The organism is Archangium sp. (genome assembly GCF_036277355.1).
Taxonomy (GTDB): Bacteria; Myxococcota; Myxococcia; order Myxococcales; family Myxococcaceae; genus Archangium.
On record NZ_DASUNC010000005.1, the window covers coordinates 103,915 to 118,853 of the forward strand.

Annotated in this window: 21 protein-coding genes; all 21 read right to left on the minus strand. The window is 68.8% G+C overall.

The genetic code is table 11. The annotated features are described in order from the left end of the window. Positions 1 to 16: 16 nt before the first annotated feature. The gene (locus tag VFZ09_RS01175) at positions 17 to 226 is read right to left on the minus strand and encodes a hypothetical protein (protein ID WP_329725573.1); all 210 of its coding nucleotides are present in this window, start codon (positions 224 to 226) and stop codon (positions 17 to 19) included. After that, the gene (locus VFZ09_RS01180) at positions 223 to 444 is read right to left on the minus strand and encodes a hypothetical protein (protein WP_329725574.1); all 222 of its coding nucleotides are present in this window, start codon (positions 442 to 444) and stop codon (positions 223 to 225) included. Before VFZ09_RS01180 ends, VFZ09_RS01175 begins: the two co-directional genes overlap by 4 nt. A 38-nt stretch (positions 445 to 482) precedes the next feature. After that, positions 483 to 905 carry a hypothetical protein gene (locus tag VFZ09_RS01185; protein WP_329725575.1) on the minus strand — a complete coding sequence of 141 codons (423 nt, stop codon included), beginning with the start codon at positions 903 to 905 and terminating at the stop codon, positions 483 to 485. 10 nt (positions 906 to 915) lie between these two features. Then, positions 916 to 1,227 (minus strand): hypothetical protein, encoded by a 312-nt coding sequence (locus VFZ09_RS01190; protein ID WP_329725576.1) that lies wholly within the window; start codon positions 1,225 to 1,227, stop codon positions 916 to 918. Between the two features lie 66 nt (positions 1,228 to 1,293). Further along, complete coding sequence (locus VFZ09_RS01195) at positions 1,294 to 1,638, minus strand: hypothetical protein (RefSeq protein ID WP_329725577.1); 345 nt, start codon at positions 1,636 to 1,638, stop codon at positions 1,294 to 1,296. Beyond that, positions 1,635 to 2,270: a glycoside hydrolase family 19 protein gene (locus tag VFZ09_RS01200; RefSeq protein WP_329725578.1), complete on the minus strand. Its 636-nt coding sequence runs from the start codon at positions 2,268 to 2,270 to the stop codon at positions 1,635 to 1,637. Before VFZ09_RS01200 ends, VFZ09_RS01195 begins: the two co-directional genes overlap by 4 nt. Then, a complete protein-coding gene (locus VFZ09_RS01205; RefSeq protein ID WP_329725579.1) occupies positions 2,267 to 2,803 on the minus strand; it encodes a hypothetical protein in 537 nt (178 codons plus the stop codon). Before VFZ09_RS01205 ends, VFZ09_RS01200 begins: the two co-directional genes overlap by 4 nt. 2 nt (positions 2,804 to 2,805) lie before the next feature. Then, on the minus strand, positions 2,806 to 3,645 hold the full coding sequence (locus VFZ09_RS01210) for a hypothetical protein (RefSeq protein ID WP_329725580.1): 840 nt from the start codon (positions 3,643 to 3,645) through the stop codon (positions 2,806 to 2,808). Between the two features lie 31 nt (positions 3,646 to 3,676). Beyond that, positions 3,677 to 3,973, minus strand: coding sequence for a hypothetical protein (locus tag VFZ09_RS01215; protein ID WP_329725581.1), 297 nt, complete (start codon positions 3,971 to 3,973; stop codon positions 3,677 to 3,679). Positions 3,974 to 3,996: 23 nt separating this feature from the next. Then, on the minus strand, positions 3,997 to 4,815 hold the full coding sequence (locus VFZ09_RS01220) for a hypothetical protein (RefSeq protein ID WP_329725582.1): 819 nt from the start codon (positions 4,813 to 4,815) through the stop codon (positions 3,997 to 3,999). A 77-nt stretch (positions 4,816 to 4,892) separates the two neighbouring features. Then, the gene (locus VFZ09_RS01225) at positions 4,893 to 6,290 is read right to left on the minus strand and encodes a hypothetical protein (RefSeq protein ID WP_329725583.1); all 1,398 of its coding nucleotides are present in this window, start codon (positions 6,288 to 6,290) and stop codon (positions 4,893 to 4,895) included. Positions 6,291 to 6,360: 70 nt separating this feature from the next. After that, positions 6,361 to 6,507, minus strand: coding sequence for a hypothetical protein (locus tag VFZ09_RS01230; protein ID WP_329725584.1), 147 nt, complete (start codon positions 6,505 to 6,507; stop codon positions 6,361 to 6,363). 1 nt (position 6,508) lies between these two features. Beyond that, complete coding sequence (locus VFZ09_RS01235; protein ID WP_329725585.1) at positions 6,509 to 7,213, minus strand: hypothetical protein; 705 nt, start codon at positions 7,211 to 7,213, stop codon at positions 6,509 to 6,511. A gap of 65 nt (positions 7,214 to 7,278) precedes the next feature. Next, positions 7,279 to 8,412 (minus strand): hypothetical protein, encoded by a 1,134-nt coding sequence (locus tag VFZ09_RS01240; protein WP_329725586.1) that lies wholly within the window; start codon positions 8,410 to 8,412, stop codon positions 7,279 to 7,281. A 976-nt stretch (positions 8,413 to 9,388) separates the two neighbouring features. After that, a complete protein-coding gene (locus VFZ09_RS01245) occupies positions 9,389 to 9,865 on the minus strand; it encodes a hypothetical protein (protein WP_329725587.1) in 477 nt (158 codons plus the stop codon). Between the two features lie 189 nt (positions 9,866 to 10,054). Continuing rightward, on the minus strand, positions 10,055 to 11,191 hold the full coding sequence (locus VFZ09_RS01250) for a hypothetical protein (RefSeq protein WP_329725588.1): 1,137 nt from the start codon (positions 11,189 to 11,191) through the stop codon (positions 10,055 to 10,057). A gap of 17 nt (positions 11,192 to 11,208) precedes the next feature. Then, positions 11,209 to 12,255 carry a DNA adenine methylase gene (locus VFZ09_RS01255; protein ID WP_329725589.1) on the minus strand — a complete coding sequence of 349 codons (1,047 nt, stop codon included), beginning with the start codon at positions 12,253 to 12,255 and terminating at the stop codon, positions 11,209 to 11,211. Further along, positions 12,252 to 13,157 (minus strand): hypothetical protein, encoded by a 906-nt coding sequence (locus VFZ09_RS01260; protein WP_329725590.1) that lies wholly within the window; start codon positions 13,155 to 13,157, stop codon positions 12,252 to 12,254. The genes VFZ09_RS01255 and VFZ09_RS01260 overlap by 4 nt, the downstream gene beginning before the upstream one ends. Continuing rightward, entirely contained in the window at positions 13,150 to 14,292 is a 1,143-nt protein-coding gene (locus tag VFZ09_RS01265; protein ID WP_329725591.1) for a hypothetical protein, read from the minus strand. The genes VFZ09_RS01260 and VFZ09_RS01265 overlap by 8 nt, the downstream gene beginning before the upstream one ends. Beyond that, the gene (locus VFZ09_RS01270; RefSeq protein ID WP_329725592.1) at positions 14,285 to 14,590 is read right to left on the minus strand and encodes a hypothetical protein; all 306 of its coding nucleotides are present in this window, start codon (positions 14,588 to 14,590) and stop codon (positions 14,285 to 14,287) included. The genes VFZ09_RS01265 and VFZ09_RS01270 overlap by 8 nt, the downstream gene beginning before the upstream one ends. Further along, the gene (locus tag VFZ09_RS01275; RefSeq protein ID WP_329725593.1) at positions 14,580 to 14,924 is read right to left on the minus strand and encodes a hypothetical protein; all 345 of its coding nucleotides are present in this window, start codon (positions 14,922 to 14,924) and stop codon (positions 14,580 to 14,582) included. Before VFZ09_RS01275 ends, VFZ09_RS01270 begins: the two co-directional genes overlap by 11 nt. Between the last annotated feature and the right edge of the window lie 15 nt (positions 14,925 to 14,939).

Here is a 14,939-nt window from a genome sequence, read left to right on the forward strand (position 1 = left end):
TGGACTTCGGTGAGAGCTACGTGAACAGGCAGAGGGCGACGTGGGCGGCGAGCTGCGCGTCGTAGACGGCGTCCCGCACGGTGTCCGTCTGCTCGCGCCACTGCGGGATGGGGAAGCCAGTCGACGCGGTCCAACCGAGGCTCTCGGCGACCGTGGTGTACCCCTGCTCGGCCAGCATCCACAGTCCCGCGTCCGCGCGAAGGCCGGGATTGCGAGGGGTGCTCACTGGCCCGCCTCGGCCTGGTGGGCGCGCCAGGCGCACCCGGCGATGAAGAGAAAGGCCACGCTGAAGCCCGCGCCGAAGGCAACGCCACGGATGGCGTCCTGGATGGGGTTCAGCTCGGCGCCGCGCTCGATGATGACGACGGGCGCGCGCCGCTTCGTCTTGCTCACGGCATCGTTGGTGGGGACAGGGGTGTTGCTCGTCTGCGTGTCGCTGGACATGGTTCGGGTCCCTCGGCTTTCTGGGGTTGCTTCCGCGCTCACAGGAGCCTGCGCGCGGCGATATCGTTGGTGAAGGCATCGAGCGCCCACTGGGCGGACGCGCGCGCCGTCTCCAACGCGCTGACGTCCATCCCCGCGGAAGCGCCTTGCCGCACGATGCTCGCGCCCTCCGCGTAAGCAAGCCACGCGCGCACCAACTCCTTCGTGGGGTTGCTTCCGGCGGCGGCCTCGGACCGGGCGGAAGTCAGGTAGGCCGTTGCGCGCTCCAACCGAGACTCGGCGGTCATGAGCGAAATGTTGCCCTTCGTTGTCCCGTGGCCGACGACAGCGGCCGCGCGAGCCGCAATCTGGCTGCGGTGCTTCCACGCCGCATAGCCCATGGCCGTCGCGGTGGCGCCGCCGAGGGCGCCCGCGAACAGCAGGAGGAGAATATCGCCAGTGTTGTCAACGTGGTTGCTCATCGGAACGTTCCTAGGACTGCCGCGTGTCGGACGGGAGGGCGGCGGCGGGCGCGTCGAGGCAGTCCAGCAACTCGCCGACGAGGTTGATGGCGGACGTGCGGGTCATGGCAATCCCGCGCAGCTGGTCGAGCATGACGACGATGGGGGCCGGGCCGTCGATGATGCCGGCGCTGCCGCGGGCGAACTCCACGTGCTCGAAGCAGTAGGCCTCGCCGCGGTGGTACGCCGCCTCATCCGCTTCCTCACCAACGTCGGACGGGTCGAAAGCGGGGGGGCGGGGCATGAGGAGCTGGGCGAGGGCAGCACGGATGCGGTTCAGCATGGTGTCTCCTGTTTCGGCGTAAGGGATGCTCGAGCCACCGCCAGCGGTGGCCCTGGTTTCGTCGAGCTACGGCTGCCCGTCTCGCGGATCCGTGTGCTGTGCCGCGGGACTCGGCGGCGGCGACGCGTCCGCGAGCGGGGGGCGCTGTCCATGGCGCTCGTAGAAAGCGCCCTCGAGGTTGGCCAGGCGCCGGGAGAAGTGCTCCACCTCCTCACGCACCACGGCGCGGACAACGGGGCGCAGCTCCTTGCGCAGGGACTTGAGCAGCGCCGGCCACTCGGCCTTCATCACCTCGGCAACCAGGCTGCCCAGCTTGCCGCGGACGGCCCGGGAGGCGCCCAGCGCGGCAACCACTCCCGTCGTGATGATGGTGACGAGCGCCTCAGCCACCTGCACGGGGTCCACATTCACGACGCCACCCCCAGCGCGGACTTGGCGCGAAGCCAGTAGGGGGTGCGCTGCGGCACCGTCTTGTCGGAGCCGTTCACCTTGACGGTGATGAGGCGGAAGGACTCGGCCGTGCCCTGACTGCCCAGGGCCGACAGTCCGCGGCTCCACCAGTACCAGGCCGCCACGAGAAACCCCACCGCGGGGGTGGCCACCTGCGCGGGGTTGCCCTCGAGGTCCAGCTTGAGCTTGGTGCCGGCAGCGCGGTAGTTGGCCCGGCCCGTCAGCTGGATGGGGCCACGGCCCTTGTAGCGCATGCCGTCCCCGGGCTGCGTGTTGCCCAGGTCCTGCCGGCCCTCATATGCCTTGCCGCTGGCGTACTCCTCGAAGGCGTTGAAGCCGTCCGACTCGAAGGCCGTCTGTGCCAGGAAGGCAGCGAGGTCCTTCGGGTCCGTAATGCCGAACCTGCGCACGGCACGGACGAGCAGCGGCTGCAGCTCCGCGGCACGTTCGGCCGAGAGGCCAGGGGCGATGTAGCGGAGGGCTCTGACGGAAATCACGGCGTCTCTCTCTTTCTGTCGCGCGTCGAGCGCGGCGAGGACGGCGGCGGCAGCTGTTGCCGCCGCGCCAATGGGAACGAGAAGCAGCAGAATCACTTGAAGCTCCTCACGACGTACGCGGTGCCGAGGAGCACCGCCGTCACTCCCACCACCCCGGCCGTCACCTTCGCGTAGAAGAGGAACTTGCCGGGTGTCTCGGGGTCCGGCAGGTACGGTGCAACGGCGTCGGCGATGTCCGACGCCGCCTGTTTCACCGTCACCGCCGTGTCGTGTGGAATGTTGGCGATGGCGGTGAAGATGGACTCATTCCAGGCAGCCTTGGAGGCCTGCTCGATGCGCAACGCGGCGTCGCGCAGCGCGAGCGTGTAGAGGGCCCGGTCGTAGAACGAGCCGTCCGGACGCTTGTTGGCAATGGCCCACGGGAGGTACTTCGCCTCGATGACCTTGAGGTCCTCCCATGCGAGCTTCATCTGCTTTTGCTCGTAGGTGAGGGTGGCCATGCCCAGAAACGCGTTGGTGGAGAAGGCGCCCGCGAGGCCCACCTTCCACAGGCCCGTTTCGTACTGCTTCTTCACCTCCTGCAGCTGGGCAACCAGCTTCTTCCTGTCCTCCTCGCTGGGCGTGCTCATTCCTAGAAGCCCACCGCGTAGATGCGCAGCCAGTAGTTGTACGAGTCGCCCTGGAACGCATCGAGGTTGAGACCTCCAGCGCCCACGGCCACCTGGAACCACGCCGCCGGGAACCTCCGCGGGTTCTCCTCGGTGTAGTCGTCCTTCAGCGCCGCCGGCCCTCCGAGGGCGGCGTAGCCACAGAGGCCGTTCCAGCCGAACCCGAAGTTATTCACCGTGCCACACGTGGCGAAGGCGATGCCGTCCCAGGCGTTCGTGGATCCCAACCCAAACAGCGTGGCGCCCAGGGACACGAGATGAGGGGAGGGGCCGGACTGGGAGAACTGCTCCACAACCAGCATGACGCGCGTGTACTCGCTGATGTCCCAGCCCGCGCCGCGGGCGGTCGAGAACTGCGACGGGGCGTCGGGCCGGACGTAGTAATTTCCCCCGTCCCCGTTGCACAGTGGCCAGAATCCATCCGGGTACTCCCGGCTGTCGATGTCGAAGAGGATGCGGGCGGCATCGGCCGCCACCAACGTCGCCCCACGCCGGTTGCGGCGCAGCCGCGTGCGAGGAATCTCTTCGATCGACGGCGCGATCACAACGCGCCAGAGGTCCCCCGGCACACCTCCGCCCGGCGTCGTGTCCACCACGAGCTTCTGGAAGGTGGTCGCGTGCGTGTACGAATCCGTGCTGCGAACCACGAGGGGCACGGTGCTGTCATCCACCGTCACGCGCACGGGGAAGTCCCCGCGCCCCCGCACCTTCTCCAGGGAGAAGCCACGGCCGTTCGCGTTCGCCACCTCGAACGTCCCGTCCGCTCTCACCTTGCTCGGCTCCAACGAGTAGTCACGCTCCATTGCGTTTCTCCTGACGTCGTGTGGCCGGCGGCTACAGCCCGCCGAGGAAGTTGCCGAGGGCCTTGCCAAGGCCGCCGATGATGGCGCCGAGGGGATCCGCCGGCTGCTGCTGGGCCTGCTGCTGCTGGGCCTGCTGCTGCTGGTACATCTGCTGCTGGTACATCTGCTGCTGAAGCTGGAGCTGCTGCTGCTCGCGCTGGGCGGCAGCCTGGCGCTCCGCCGCGGCGTTGTTCATGTAGAGCACCGCTCCGCCCCCTCCGAGCACGACGACGGCGGCCAGGGCTACGTAGAGCGCGGTGTTGTCACTGCTGTCCTTCGGGGCACTCATGGTTTTCCTCTCCGGAGTCACGCCTACATGGCGAACTCCTCCAACTGCACCTGCTTGCGCTTGGGCAGCTTCGTCACCTTCGTCTTCAAGCGCTCTTCCTCGGCCTTGCGCGCGGCCTCCTCCGCCAGCCGGCGTGCCTCGAGCTCTGCCGCACTCAAGGGAGGCGGCCCCTTCACTTCCTCCTTCGTCTCCGGGCCACCGAAGAGCGACTCGATGCCGTCACCAATCGCCTTCACCACCTGGCCGGGCACCGTCGTCTGTACGGTGGGGTCGAAGTTGGAGACGAAGTCGCGCGCGGCCTGGTTCGCCTCGGGTGAGATGGCCTCCAGCCCCGCGGAGAGCAGCTGGACGACTGCAACCGGCACCGCGAGGGGCGGGAAGATGGCCGCGGCCGCCGCAACCTGCTCCACCGCCTGGACGGTGTTGTCGTCGGTGATGCCGATGGCCTCAGCGAGCTCGCGGGCACCCTTGGCCGCGGCGAAGGCGGGCAGACTCGTGACGCCCAGGAAGCGCGCCAGGTCCCCCTTCCCCTCGCCACCGTCGAGAAGTTCCTCGACGACGCGTCCGCTGAGCTCGGACGCGGCCGCGCCAGCGCCAACAACGTTCCCCGTCAGGAGGTCCTTGGCCCCGCCGAGAAGCACCTCGAGCCCCGTGTCTCGCTCGGGCGGCGGTTCCCCCGCGGCGAATCCCGGTGGGGGAGGGGGCGGGAAGCGGACAACCTCGGCAGGCATCACCTTCGGCTGGTCCGCTTGAATGGCGGGTGCACTTGCTCTGTGCCGCTTTGCGAGGAAGGGGAGGGCAGCACCCACCAGGGTGGCACCCGTCAGCAGGAAGGTCAGCATTCGGCACCGTCACGAAGGGGTTGCGGACGACGGCCGGGGGCTCAGGAGCCCCCGGCACCCACTACTGCGCCGGTGGCTCAGTCCGCCTTGCCACCGCGGGAGAGCAGCTCGGAGAGCTTCTCGAGCTTCTCCGTCACGTCACGCACCGGGTCGGAGATACCGCCGAGGAAGCCCTTGGTGCTGATGACGGCGCCGGGGAGCGCCTCGGACAGCTGCCAGGCGATCTTCTGCATCTGCCCCGTGTCAGCCAGGCGCTTCGCCACGAGGTACTCCTGCGCGGCCTTGTAGGCCATCGTCTTGGGCAGGAAGGTGGTGACGTTGCCGTCGTACTTGCACCGGCGACCCGGCGTCGTCTGCGCCACGGGGTGGTTGACGTCGTAGACGTAGAAGCCCATGAACGGGGCCAGCGAGTCCTTCACCTTGATGCCGTGGACGTAGGCACGCGACACGGCGTGGACCTCGCGCCCCGGCGACAGCCGCTGGACGAAGGCCTTGATGGCCTCGTTGACCTGGCTCGTCTTGGGCACCCCCATGTAGAGGTAGCCGAGCTTGAAGGGGTTCGTCCCCCCGATGCGCTTGATCTTCACCACGCCCGGCTCGATGTCGTTGATGTCCATGTCCTGGACGCGCCAGAACGGCGTCACCGTGTCGGTGATGGAGGACTCCACCTCGCCGGTGTCCGGCTGCTTGGTGAACCACGCGTCGAAGCTCGCGGGCGTGGCCGGGTCATCCACACGCACCCGGTCACCCACCGTCACCCGGTACTTCTCGAACGCCGTGTCTGCCAGCGCCGCATCCTCGGCGTACACGGCGAAGATGAGGCCGTCCTTGGTGGCCACCTCCTCGTCATCCGAGTTGACGATGGTGCTGTAGTGGATGGGCGGCGCCCAGCTCTGCGCCCCATCCGGCGTCGCCTGGGTGTCCGGGTAGAGCTCGAGCGTGATTTCCTCCAGCGTCACGGTGGCATCGCCCCCGTGCAGCGGCTCGGCCCCCGTCTTGAAGGTGATCGTGACGGTGCGCAGCTGCTCGTCCCCCATGCCGCCGAGCTTGTTCCACGCGTTGAGGAACTCCACCCAGCTGAGCGGCAGGTAGCTGTCCCAGGTGAGGAAGTTCGTACCCACCACGAGCGGGGCCTGCAGGCCGGTGGCCGCGCCCAGCCCGGTGATGGCCTTCTCCAGCATCACCTTGCCGGCGATGTTCAGCTTCGAGAACTTCACGTCCTGCCAGGGCGTGAGCGGCTCGGTTCCGTCCTTGAGCAGGGTGAGGTCGACGCTCAGGCAGTCGAGGATGAGCTTCTGCTGCGCCGTGCTCAGGCCGCCCGGCTTCGCCGTCGTCTCGCACTTCACCCTGGCCCTGCCGCGAATACGAAGGGACCCGGCCGCCGTCCCCTTCACGCTCTCGAACTTGCCGGCCTCGATGCCCTTGGAATCACTCATCGCAAGGGTGATGACGCTGCCACTGCGGACCTGGTCCATTCCGTATCTCCTGGTGTGGCCGCCCGGACACGGGCGGCGCGTAGTGTCTTTCGCCTCGGTGGGCCTCGGCCTACTTGCCCGCGGTGAGCTTGGACTTGTCGCTCTCGGGCTCGTCGCTCGTCATGATGAAGTACGCCGCGGTGCCGCCCACCCCGAGGGCCAGGCCGGTGATGACGGCCGCAATGATGTGGCCGGTGCTGAAGCTGCCCTTGTCCATGTCACTTCTCCTTCGTCTGCGCGGGCTGCATGCCCGCGAGCTCTGCCAGCAGCGCCGGGTCCGGCTCACGCCGGTTGCGCGCGCGAAAGTTGTGCGGCTCCAGTTTCGCCACCTCGAGCGCGAAGCCGCGTCCGCAGAGGTCCGTGAGGAACCTCAGGTCAGCCCGGTCCACCTGCTGGAAGCTGTAGATTTCGGAGACCTGGGAGCGCGTCTGGATGTCGATGGAGCGGAAGTTCTGCGCGATGAACCACGGGCGCACACCTTCCTTGAGCCAGCCCATGGCCATGGCCTTGGTGAGCTCCGTTGCGTGCTCCGACCAGCGCCCCATCTCCTCGAGCACCACGTCCACGTCACCCCGGTCCGCGAGCCAGGGCAGGACGGCCTTCACCTGCTCGGCCACCTCGGCGCCGTCCTTCATGCGCGACACGGGGACGATGGCCAGCTCCAGGCCCTGGCGCAGGAACACCTCGTCCTTGTTCTCGACGAGCCAGTCCTCAAAGTCCGGCGCTTCCACCCGGTGCGTGATGTCTCCCAGCGGCGTTCCGTCGCGCTCGCGTCCCTCCTGCGTGTACTCGTCATCGATGTCGATGACGACGATGGACCGCCCGGCTTTCCGCAGCCGCGGAATGACGACGTTCTTGAGCCACGTGCCCTTTCCGAGGCGGCTCAGTCCCACGACGGCGCGGCCGATGTCCTTGGTCAGCACCGCGTCGGTGCGAAACTCGTCCCCCGATGGCCACCACGCCCCAACGCTCTTGGGAGCGCGCCCCTTCACAATCCACCCGCCCGTTTCGCCTTGAGGCGAGCGCGCAGCTTCGCGCCGGCGCCGGCCGCAGCCTCAAGGGCGTCCACGGCCTTCGCCTTGAGCGTCGGTCCCAGGAGGATGGCTCCGAGGGCCGCGAGCTCGAGGCGCCGCGCCATGGGGCTGCCCGCCTCGGATTTCGGCGCAAGGGACATGGCCATCTCGGCCATGAGGAGCTCGCCCAGCCGTTCCGCCGGGAGGCCCTTCACCTCGAATTGGAACGGCGTGTTGCGCAGGTAGACCAGGTCAAGCTTCTCGGTAGGGTCAAAACCGGGCCGCTTCGCCATGCCGCACACCACCTGCGCGAGAATGGCCGCGGGGACGGCGTACTGCTTCAACCGCTCGACGGGGACCCCCATCGCCATGGGCGGCGGGGGTGTGGGCGCGGGTTGCGGTACGGCGGCGCTCTGTGGTGCCGAAGGCACCGCTGGGGTGGCCGGGGACGCCGGCTGGGCGCCATGCGCGGCAACCGCTGGCTCGTGGGGAGCTCCGCGCTCCGGTGGCTGCCGCGGGGCCGGTTCCGCACGCACCTTCGTTCCCACTTCCGTCAGCAGCCGGAGCCGACGTGCGTGTGCCAGAAGCTCGCCCGGAAGCCTCGCTGTTTGGTCGGCCGCCTCTGCGAAAAGGACTGCCTCGAGGAATGCCGCGTCGGCGTCCTCGCGGTACTCATCGCTCCGGTAGTACTCGTAACGCTGAATGGCGGATTCCAGAGACTTGAGCTTCGTCGCCAGGGTGCGCCGGCTCCGCTCCGTCCCACGCGCGGGCGGACGGCCCTTCCGCATGCGCGCACGGGCCTCGCGCACCGCAGCTGCGGACGGGGAGGGGACCCACGACCCCTCCTCCATCCGCGCCGCAGGAGGTGCGTTGGGCACCTGCTTGTCCTCGAGCGCTGGCCCCTCAACCTGCCCAAGGGCCTCGAACGCGGCCGGGTTTCGCGGGGTGACGGTTCCGGCGTCGGCGACGTCCCGCTTCAACGCCTCGAAGGCCTCGGGGTTGCGGGGCGCTACGGCATTCGCCTGCGCCGGCTCAACCGGAGCGCGGTCGGCCGGGGACACGGCCGCCACCGCTACCGTTGCCGTTGTGCCGTTCTCCGCAACGTCCATGGTCCTTGTGCCTCCGCGAAAAGGGGCGTCGACGGGCGAGAGCACCGGGCGCGCTGGGCGCTGTGGCCATCCGCGTCACTCGGGAGGCGCGGCTGTAGCGACTCGCCGCGGGTCTCGCCGTCGACGTCAAGACGTGTCTCAGATTTCGCGGCGAAATGGACCTGGGCGCCTTCGGCTACTTTCGTCGTCGTACGCGCAGCTTCTGCGTCGCGCGGTCACTTTCTCCCCGGGCTCCACGACGGATCGCGTCGCTGGCACAATGCCTCTCATGTCTTGTCCCGCCCCTCGGTATGTCACCATCAAGGAGGCCGCCTCCCTCGCCGGCGTTGCTGAATCCACCCTCCTGCGCATGTGCCAGCAGCGACGTCTCGACGCACACCAGGTCGGCGGGACCGTGTGGCGTGTGCGCATCAACGCCGTCACCGGACTTCCGGCGTGTGCGCCCACGTGCCACTGCTACAGCTGCCGTCCGAGAGGCTGCCGATGTGCGGAGTGTTCTGCCGAGGCGTCTCCATGAGGGCTTTGCCTTCGACGCTCTGGGCCGAGATTCGTACCGGTGCCCCGGTCACTGTCGAGGTGCGTGGCGCGTCAATCGAGGCGCTGTACGTCGTTTGCTGCACCTGTGGCGCTCAGTGCCACCTCGAGCAGCTCACCTCGAGCCTGTTCCCCCTCTGCGCCCATGTGGCAGTGTGGGTCCAATGACCGCAACGTGCATCTGCCACAACTGCAGCAGCGAAATGGAGATGTCGGGCTCAACCGTCGCCTGTCCCGGGTGCGAGTTCATCTCGGACGGCGAGGGCGTCCAGCGCAACTACAACACGGGACGGCCCTGCGACTGCACGGAATGCGTGGCGCGGACTCAGGCGCTCCAGCGAGTTTCTGAGTACCCGCCGTTGTTTCGTCTATTGGGGCATGTCTTCGTCGAGCTCGTGCGCTCGTCGGTTTCACGGCGACACTGAGCGCACGAGCCCCGCCTTCACGTCCCCCAGAGGGGGAAAGAGGCCGCGGCCGCAGCAAGGGCCGCCGCTACTTCTCCGACAACAAGGAGCGCTGCCACGGCCTTGCCTACCTCCACCTGGTTGGGGCGCGCCGCCTGTGCATCAACACCCAGCTCGCTGCGTTGCCACCCGTCTCCCAGGGTGGCGCTCATGAACGTCTTGTAGCCGCGCCCCGTTGGGCCATTCGGGTCGGAGTCGTCCGGTGCACACGCCTTCTCCGACGTCTCCCAGAGCCAGTCCACGACTTCGTCCGGGCAGAGCTTCGGCTGCGTCCGCTTCATCTTCACGAGGACGCTGAACGCGTTTTTCCACCACATGCACTTGAAGTCCCCCTTGGTGTAGTCCTTGCGCCGGTACCCCAGGGCCTTGGCCCTGTCGCGAATGTTCTGCTCCGTCCACGTCTTGGAGGTGTCGTGGATGAGCTCCCAGAGTTGCTGTCCCTCTGGGGGGAACATGGGGGGACGCGTCCTGACGAACTCCGGGCCCGCGGCATAGGCCCCTGTTGCGAAACACAATGCGAGAACGAGAACCACCTTCAACAGCTTCACGTGTACCTCCTGGGTTTCGGGCATGGCTGCCCTGGCGGGCCGACGAAACGCGTCGGCCACGGTGTGCAGCAGCGCCCTTCGGGCCTGCTGGTGACTTCACTGCAGCTGGAGCTGGGCGCCCTCGTCCGGGGCCACCACACGCACGCCCTCGAAGCACGCCTCTTCGGCGTAGCGGGTGAGCAGGGGCGAGAAGTTCTCCTTCACCCAGTCGCGGAAGTAGATGTCAGGCGCGCCGAGCACCAACTGGCGTCCCTCGAGCCCAACGGGGACCAAGTCGCGCAGCCACTCGAGGGCGTACGACTTGCCGTCCTCTCGGAGGCCCGCCAGGACTGCGCCCCAGCCACTTTCGGCAGCCGAGCCGGAGGGTAGGGCGGGGAAGTGCGCTCGAGCGCTGGGCGGCTTCTGGGCCGCGGGCTCCGCCTCGGGCTCCGGGTCGACCGTCCACGCGCCGGTGAGGAGCTTTTCGGCGGGCTCATAGCCGTCGTGGCACCGTCCCACGAGCATCCACACGAGTCCTACGCGCTGGCGGGAGCGGAGCTCCCCGCGGCACAGGGGGGAGCGGGGCATCAGGGCGAAAACCCGCCGCCACTCCTCCAGCGGGCGCCGCTCGAGGGCCGCCAGGCCGTCCGCCACGAGCTCCGGCGAGGAGCGCTCTGGCCATGGGGCGAAGCCGTGAGGGGCTGCCAGCGCGTTGTAGGCCTCGCGGAGCTCCGCCACGGGCCCGGGCAGGGTGCTGGGGGTGAAATACCTCCTGGGGGCTGCCTGGCGCGCTTCCCGGGCCGCCTTGGACACCACCCGGAGGGTGCCCTGCGTCACGGGCCGGAGAGAGGAGGAGGAGAAGGGGAGTGACTCTTGAGGTGCGTCACGCTGGGCCGTCACGCTCGGTGACGCTCCGTCACGCTCCGTCACGCTGGCTTTTCGAATTCGGTAAACCTTTGATCTTACTTTAGATTGTTCCTTCTTCTTCTCCTGCGTCACGCTCGGTGACGCTGCCGCGTCACGCTCCGTCACGCTGGCCGTCACGCTCCCGGGAGCGCGGCTGGCCGCCGACTGCTGGGGTGCGCCCGCCACAACCCCGGCCAGGTGGGCGTGAGCGGCGGAGACTTCCGGCACCTGCTTTCCGGCCAGGAGCTGGAGCGCCCGGCAGAAGCCCTCGAGGCGCGCCTCGGCAAGCTGCCGGGCCAGTCGCTCTTCGGCAAGGGCGGCCCGCAACTGCTGGAGCTCAGGCGACATGTTGTGGGCGCAGGCCGTCACAAACACCTCTCCAGGGTGTCGAAAAGGGTGGGCTGGCGCGGAGCCAGGCAGTAGGGCGAAAACCAGAGCCGCTCACGGAGGGCGTTGGTCCGGTTGCCCCGCGCGGCGGCGTAGCCGCCAGGCGCAGTCCAGGCTTCACAGCGCCAGGTGGCCGGCATGTCGTGCTCGCCCTCCAGGCCACAGAGGACGATGCGCAGGGCCGGGTTGTCGCCGTTGGACAGGGCCCACGCGCGGACTTCGTGAGCAACGGTCAGGGACTCCTCGGCGTAAATGGATGGGTCCCGCCCGGCCTCGGCGGAGTAGGGCGGGTCCAGCAGAACGCCCGTCACGCCCACCTTCGTCGTCGCACACGGGGTGAGAACCCGCGTCCAGTCCCCGCAGCACACCGTGGCGCGGCGGAGCCGCTGGGCCAGCTCGTTCATCCAGTCGACCAGGCCGTCGCCGGCGACATCGTCCCGGTGCACCCCCGTATGCCCGCTGAGGCGAGGTGACTGGTGGGGAAGCGCGGACGCCCGGCGGTGCACGCCCTTGTGCCCGCGGCCGACGTTCGGGCGGCGGCGGTGGGTGGCAGTCGTCGCGAGGTCACGGGCCCGGGCCTCCCCACCACCAGCCGGCACCGACTGCGCCCATGCTGGCGCCGAGCACCAGCCGGAGCCAATCCACAGGCCCACGCCCCACACCCACCAGCCGGCTACTTTCGCGTCGAAGTGCTCGGGGTCGCTGTGCATCCGCTCCCGGAAGTCGGCGCGTGCCACCAGCCACGCGTGACGGGCGTGCAGGTCCGCCTCATTGGCGGGCCAGTCGGCGTAGTGCGCAACGGCCTCCGGGTCGTGCTTCACGGCGCGCCAGAAGTTGGCGATGAAGCAGTCCTTGTCGTTGACGAGCTCCGAGCGGGCCGCTGTCGGCCGCGCAAGGAGGACGGCCAGGCTGCCGGCGAAGGGCTCCACGTAGTGGGGCACGTCACCGAGGCCGTCCCACACCTGCTGGGCCGCGCGGCTCTTGCCCCCCATCCACGGGAAGGGCGCTTGAAGACGTTCGCTCATACCGAGGCCTCAACCTCCACGAGTGCTCGCCGCCCCCGGGCCTTGCGCGCGGCCGCCCTCGGCTTCGCGCTGCGGGAGGCCTCGGTGAGCAGGACGTTCAGTAGCTGGCGCACGTGGGTGCGCTGATCGGCAGGCTCAAGGTGTTCCTCAGTCACGTCGGCTGGGTCCGCGTGGGGGAGTTCATCGCCCACGGGGCCTGTTGCCACGTGAGGCGCCGCGGAGGCGTTGGCCGCCTCGCGCATGAGGCGGCGGAGCTCCGCGGGCGTGTCGGCATGCAGAGGGACGGCACCCTCGACGCTGCACGCCGTCCAACTGCCCCTCAGTCCGCGCCGGGCCTTCGTCTCTGTGATGACGAAGCCGAACTCCCGCGCGGCCTCGTCGAGGCACCGCCGCTCAACCTGGAGCGCCCGGTAAATGGCTGCCTCGAGGAGCTCCCGCATGTCCCCCAAGCTGGTGGTGGTGAAGACGGTGTCGCCGAGGAGCGACAGCACCTCGGGACAGGCCACCACCGCCTTCAGCTGCCGCACCGCCGTCCGGCGCACCAGGCGCACGCTCAGCGCAAACCCGCACCGTCGCGCCAGCGTACGCAGGGAAGCAATGTCCCGCTTCTCCTGGTGCTGCCGCTGCTCGAGCTCCCGCCAGAAGTCGACCAGCGTTTTCTCCCCCTCCGCCCGCTGGAGGGACACGGTCGCATCGGCGGGTGGGAGGAAGCGGTGAGGTGGCTCCTGGCGCAGCAGCCCCTGCAGTTGGTCGAAGAGAAGCCCGTCCCGGTAGCGCTGCTCCACCATCGCCGCGACCTGGAGCCGCTTCCTCCGGCTCTCGACGCACATGTTGCAGTCACAGGAGGGGGACATGCCCAGGCACGGCTTGGCGCGGGCCAGCGCGGTCGCACGTTTAGGCATGTCCACCCTCCGGTGAGGAAGGCGACGGCAGGGTAGCCCGCGGAGCGCTGAAGTGCTCGCACTTGCACTCCTGGCGAGCACACGGCCGGTAGCCGAAGTTCCCGTGCTGCTTCTCGGTGTGTCCGCACGTGAGACACCTCGGCGAGGTCCGAGACGCGCGCGACGCAGGACGCGCTGCGGGCTCAGTCGTGAGGGGAGAGGGTCCGCTTTGCACTTCCGCGGCACCCTCCGGCTCCAGTCGGCGCGCGCGAATCGCCTCCACCAGCTCGCCGCGGGTGCTGCCGAACACCTCCCACGTCGTTGCCGGGTCCGTCACGTGCTGCAGGTACGCGCGCCAGCCCTTGCCCCTCACCCATCCGCCGAAACTCCAGTCCTCGGCGATGACGGCCGCGCGGGTCTCGGCGGTGCCTGCGGGGTTCGGTCCGTACGGATGGCAGAGGGAGCAGAACTCATTCGTTCGGCCGTCGAGTGGCTTCTTGCACCCATCACACAGCGCGCCGCGAGGTGCAGAGGTGTCAGACTCGGACCCCCCCTCAACAAAGCCCTTGCAGCGGCAGAAACAGCGGCCGAGGCCCTTGGCTCCGTGCTGCATCCGCATGTGATTGCACGCGCCGCAGAGGTCTCGCGAGTCCCGAGTCACGGGGGGCGCCGGTGGGTGGAGGTCTACCAGCTCGAGCTGGGGCGCGGGCGGTGGCGAGCGCTGACTGACGCTCGCCACCGCCCGGGCGTTGAGGCGGATGGCACGCGCGAGGAAGGTGAGGTCCTCGACGAGCTCCGGCGCGGACTTGGGCAGGGCGTCGAAGTCGAGCAGAGCTCCGCGCACCTGCTCCCTCCACAACCACGCCGCGTCCCCCACCATGACGACGCCCATGTGAGCGTCGTTGGCCGAGGTGCGCAGAATGGTGTCGTAGATGCCGAGCAGGGCCGTGTGGACGTCCGAGAGTGCGGCGTCCACCTGCGTCAGGGCCCGGCCCGCAGAGGGGCTCTCGCCGCCGGGGCGGAGTTCGTGGATGGCGAGCGCGAGGGAGGTTGCGGCCGTCCACATCCGCGCGGCCACCAGCTGCAGCACCTGGTGGACAGCCAGCTTGCGCGCGGCGGCGGTAGTGAGGGTGCCGAGGGCGAGGGAGTCAGGCATCACCTGCCCCCTTGTCTGCGGGCGGGAGCAGGGGTGACAGTGCGCCGCAGATGCGCTCGAGCCGCTCCCGGAGTTTCTGTAGTTCGGACGCATCGCGCAGCAGGCTGGAAATGAGGTCTCGGGCGTCGGCTGAGCGCAGTTGCCGCTTCTTTACAGCCTCCGTCACGAGGGCCTTGGCGAACGGGAGGTACTGAGAGGCATGCGTCAGGTCCTCCACGACGTACCCGAGGTTCGTTGCAGCACTGCTGAGGTAGTCCAGGGCAATTCGGGAACGCATCGAACCGCCATCATCCAACATGGAGCACCTCCCGCACCCGCTTGAGGCAGCCCGAGGCGGACTGGAGGGACTCGCGCACCGAGGCGAGAACACGCTCGAACTCCGCCGGGTCCTCGTCGACGAAGCCGATACCCAGCGGCGTGCTGGGCAGCGAGGTGACGGCAGCCGTCAGCTCCTGCTCGAGATCGTCGAGGTACTGACGGACGTGGTCCTCAGCGAATTCGAAGGAAGGCAACGCGGCGGCCGGAACCATCATGGGCGTGGGCGGGGACTCGCCGCGCTCGAGGTCGTGCACCAGTCCCCGGGCAGCCAGCAGTGCCCGCCGAAAGTCCTCGGCGAGGTGTTGGATGTCCATCGAGAACAGCCCCCA

Excerpts from the sequence above, each read along its gene's own strand:
- VFZ09_RS01180 (WP_329725574.1), bottom strand. The coding sequence starts at position 444 with ATGTCCAGCGACACGCAGACGAGCAACACCCCTGTCCCCACCAACGAT.
- VFZ09_RS01275 (WP_329725593.1), bottom strand. The coding sequence starts at position 14,924 with ATGGACATCCAACACCTCGCCGAGGACTTTCGGCGGGCACTGCTGGCT.
- VFZ09_RS01190 (WP_329725576.1), bottom strand. The coding sequence starts at position 1,227 with ATGCTGAACCGCATCCGTGCTGCCCTCGCCCAGCTCCTCATGCCCCGC.
- VFZ09_RS01215 (WP_329725581.1), bottom strand. The coding sequence starts at position 3,973 with ATGAGTGCCCCGAAGGACAGCAGTGACAACACCGCGCTCTACGTAGCC.
- VFZ09_RS01270 (WP_329725592.1), bottom strand. The coding sequence starts at position 14,590 with ATGTTGGATGATGGCGGTTCGATGCGTTCCCGAATTGCCCTGGACTAC.
- VFZ09_RS01230 (WP_329725584.1), bottom strand. The coding sequence starts at position 6,507 with ATGGACAAGGGCAGCTTCAGCACCGGCCACATCATTGCGGCCGTCATC.
- VFZ09_RS01240 (WP_329725586.1), bottom strand. The coding sequence starts at position 8,412 with ATGGACGTTGCGGAGAACGGCACAACGGCAACGGTAGCGGTGGCGGCC.
- VFZ09_RS01210 (WP_329725580.1), bottom strand. The coding sequence starts at position 3,645 with ATGGAGCGTGACTACTCGTTGGAGCCGAGCAAGGTGAGAGCGGACGGG.
- VFZ09_RS01185 (WP_329725575.1), bottom strand. The coding sequence starts at position 905 with ATGAGCAACCACGTTGACAACACTGGCGATATTCTCCTCCTGCTGTTC.
- VFZ09_RS01205 (WP_329725579.1), bottom strand. The coding sequence starts at position 2,803 with ATGAGCACGCCCAGCGAGGAGGACAGGAAGAAGCTGGTTGCCCAGCTG.
- VFZ09_RS01225 (WP_329725583.1), bottom strand. The coding sequence starts at position 6,290 with ATGGACCAGGTCCGCAGTGGCAGCGTCATCACCCTTGCGATGAGTGAT.
- VFZ09_RS01250 (WP_329725588.1), bottom strand. The coding sequence starts at position 11,191 with ATGTCGCCTGAGCTCCAGCAGTTGCGGGCCGCCCTTGCCGAAGAGCGA.
- VFZ09_RS01220 (WP_329725582.1), bottom strand. The coding sequence starts at position 4,815 with ATGCTGACCTTCCTGCTGACGGGTGCCACCCTGGTGGGTGCTGCCCTC.
- VFZ09_RS01265 (WP_329725591.1), bottom strand. The coding sequence starts at position 14,292 with ATGCCTGACTCCCTCGCCCTCGGCACCCTCACTACCGCCGCCGCGCGC.
- VFZ09_RS01245 (WP_329725587.1), bottom strand. The coding sequence starts at position 9,865 with ATGTTCCCCCCAGAGGGACAGCAACTCTGGGAGCTCATCCACGACACC.
- VFZ09_RS01255 (WP_329725589.1), bottom strand. The coding sequence starts at position 12,255 with ATGAGCGAACGTCTTCAAGCGCCCTTCCCGTGGATGGGGGGCAAGAGC.
- VFZ09_RS01260 (WP_329725590.1), bottom strand. The coding sequence starts at position 13,157 with ATGCCTAAACGTGCGACCGCGCTGGCCCGCGCCAAGCCGTGCCTGGGC.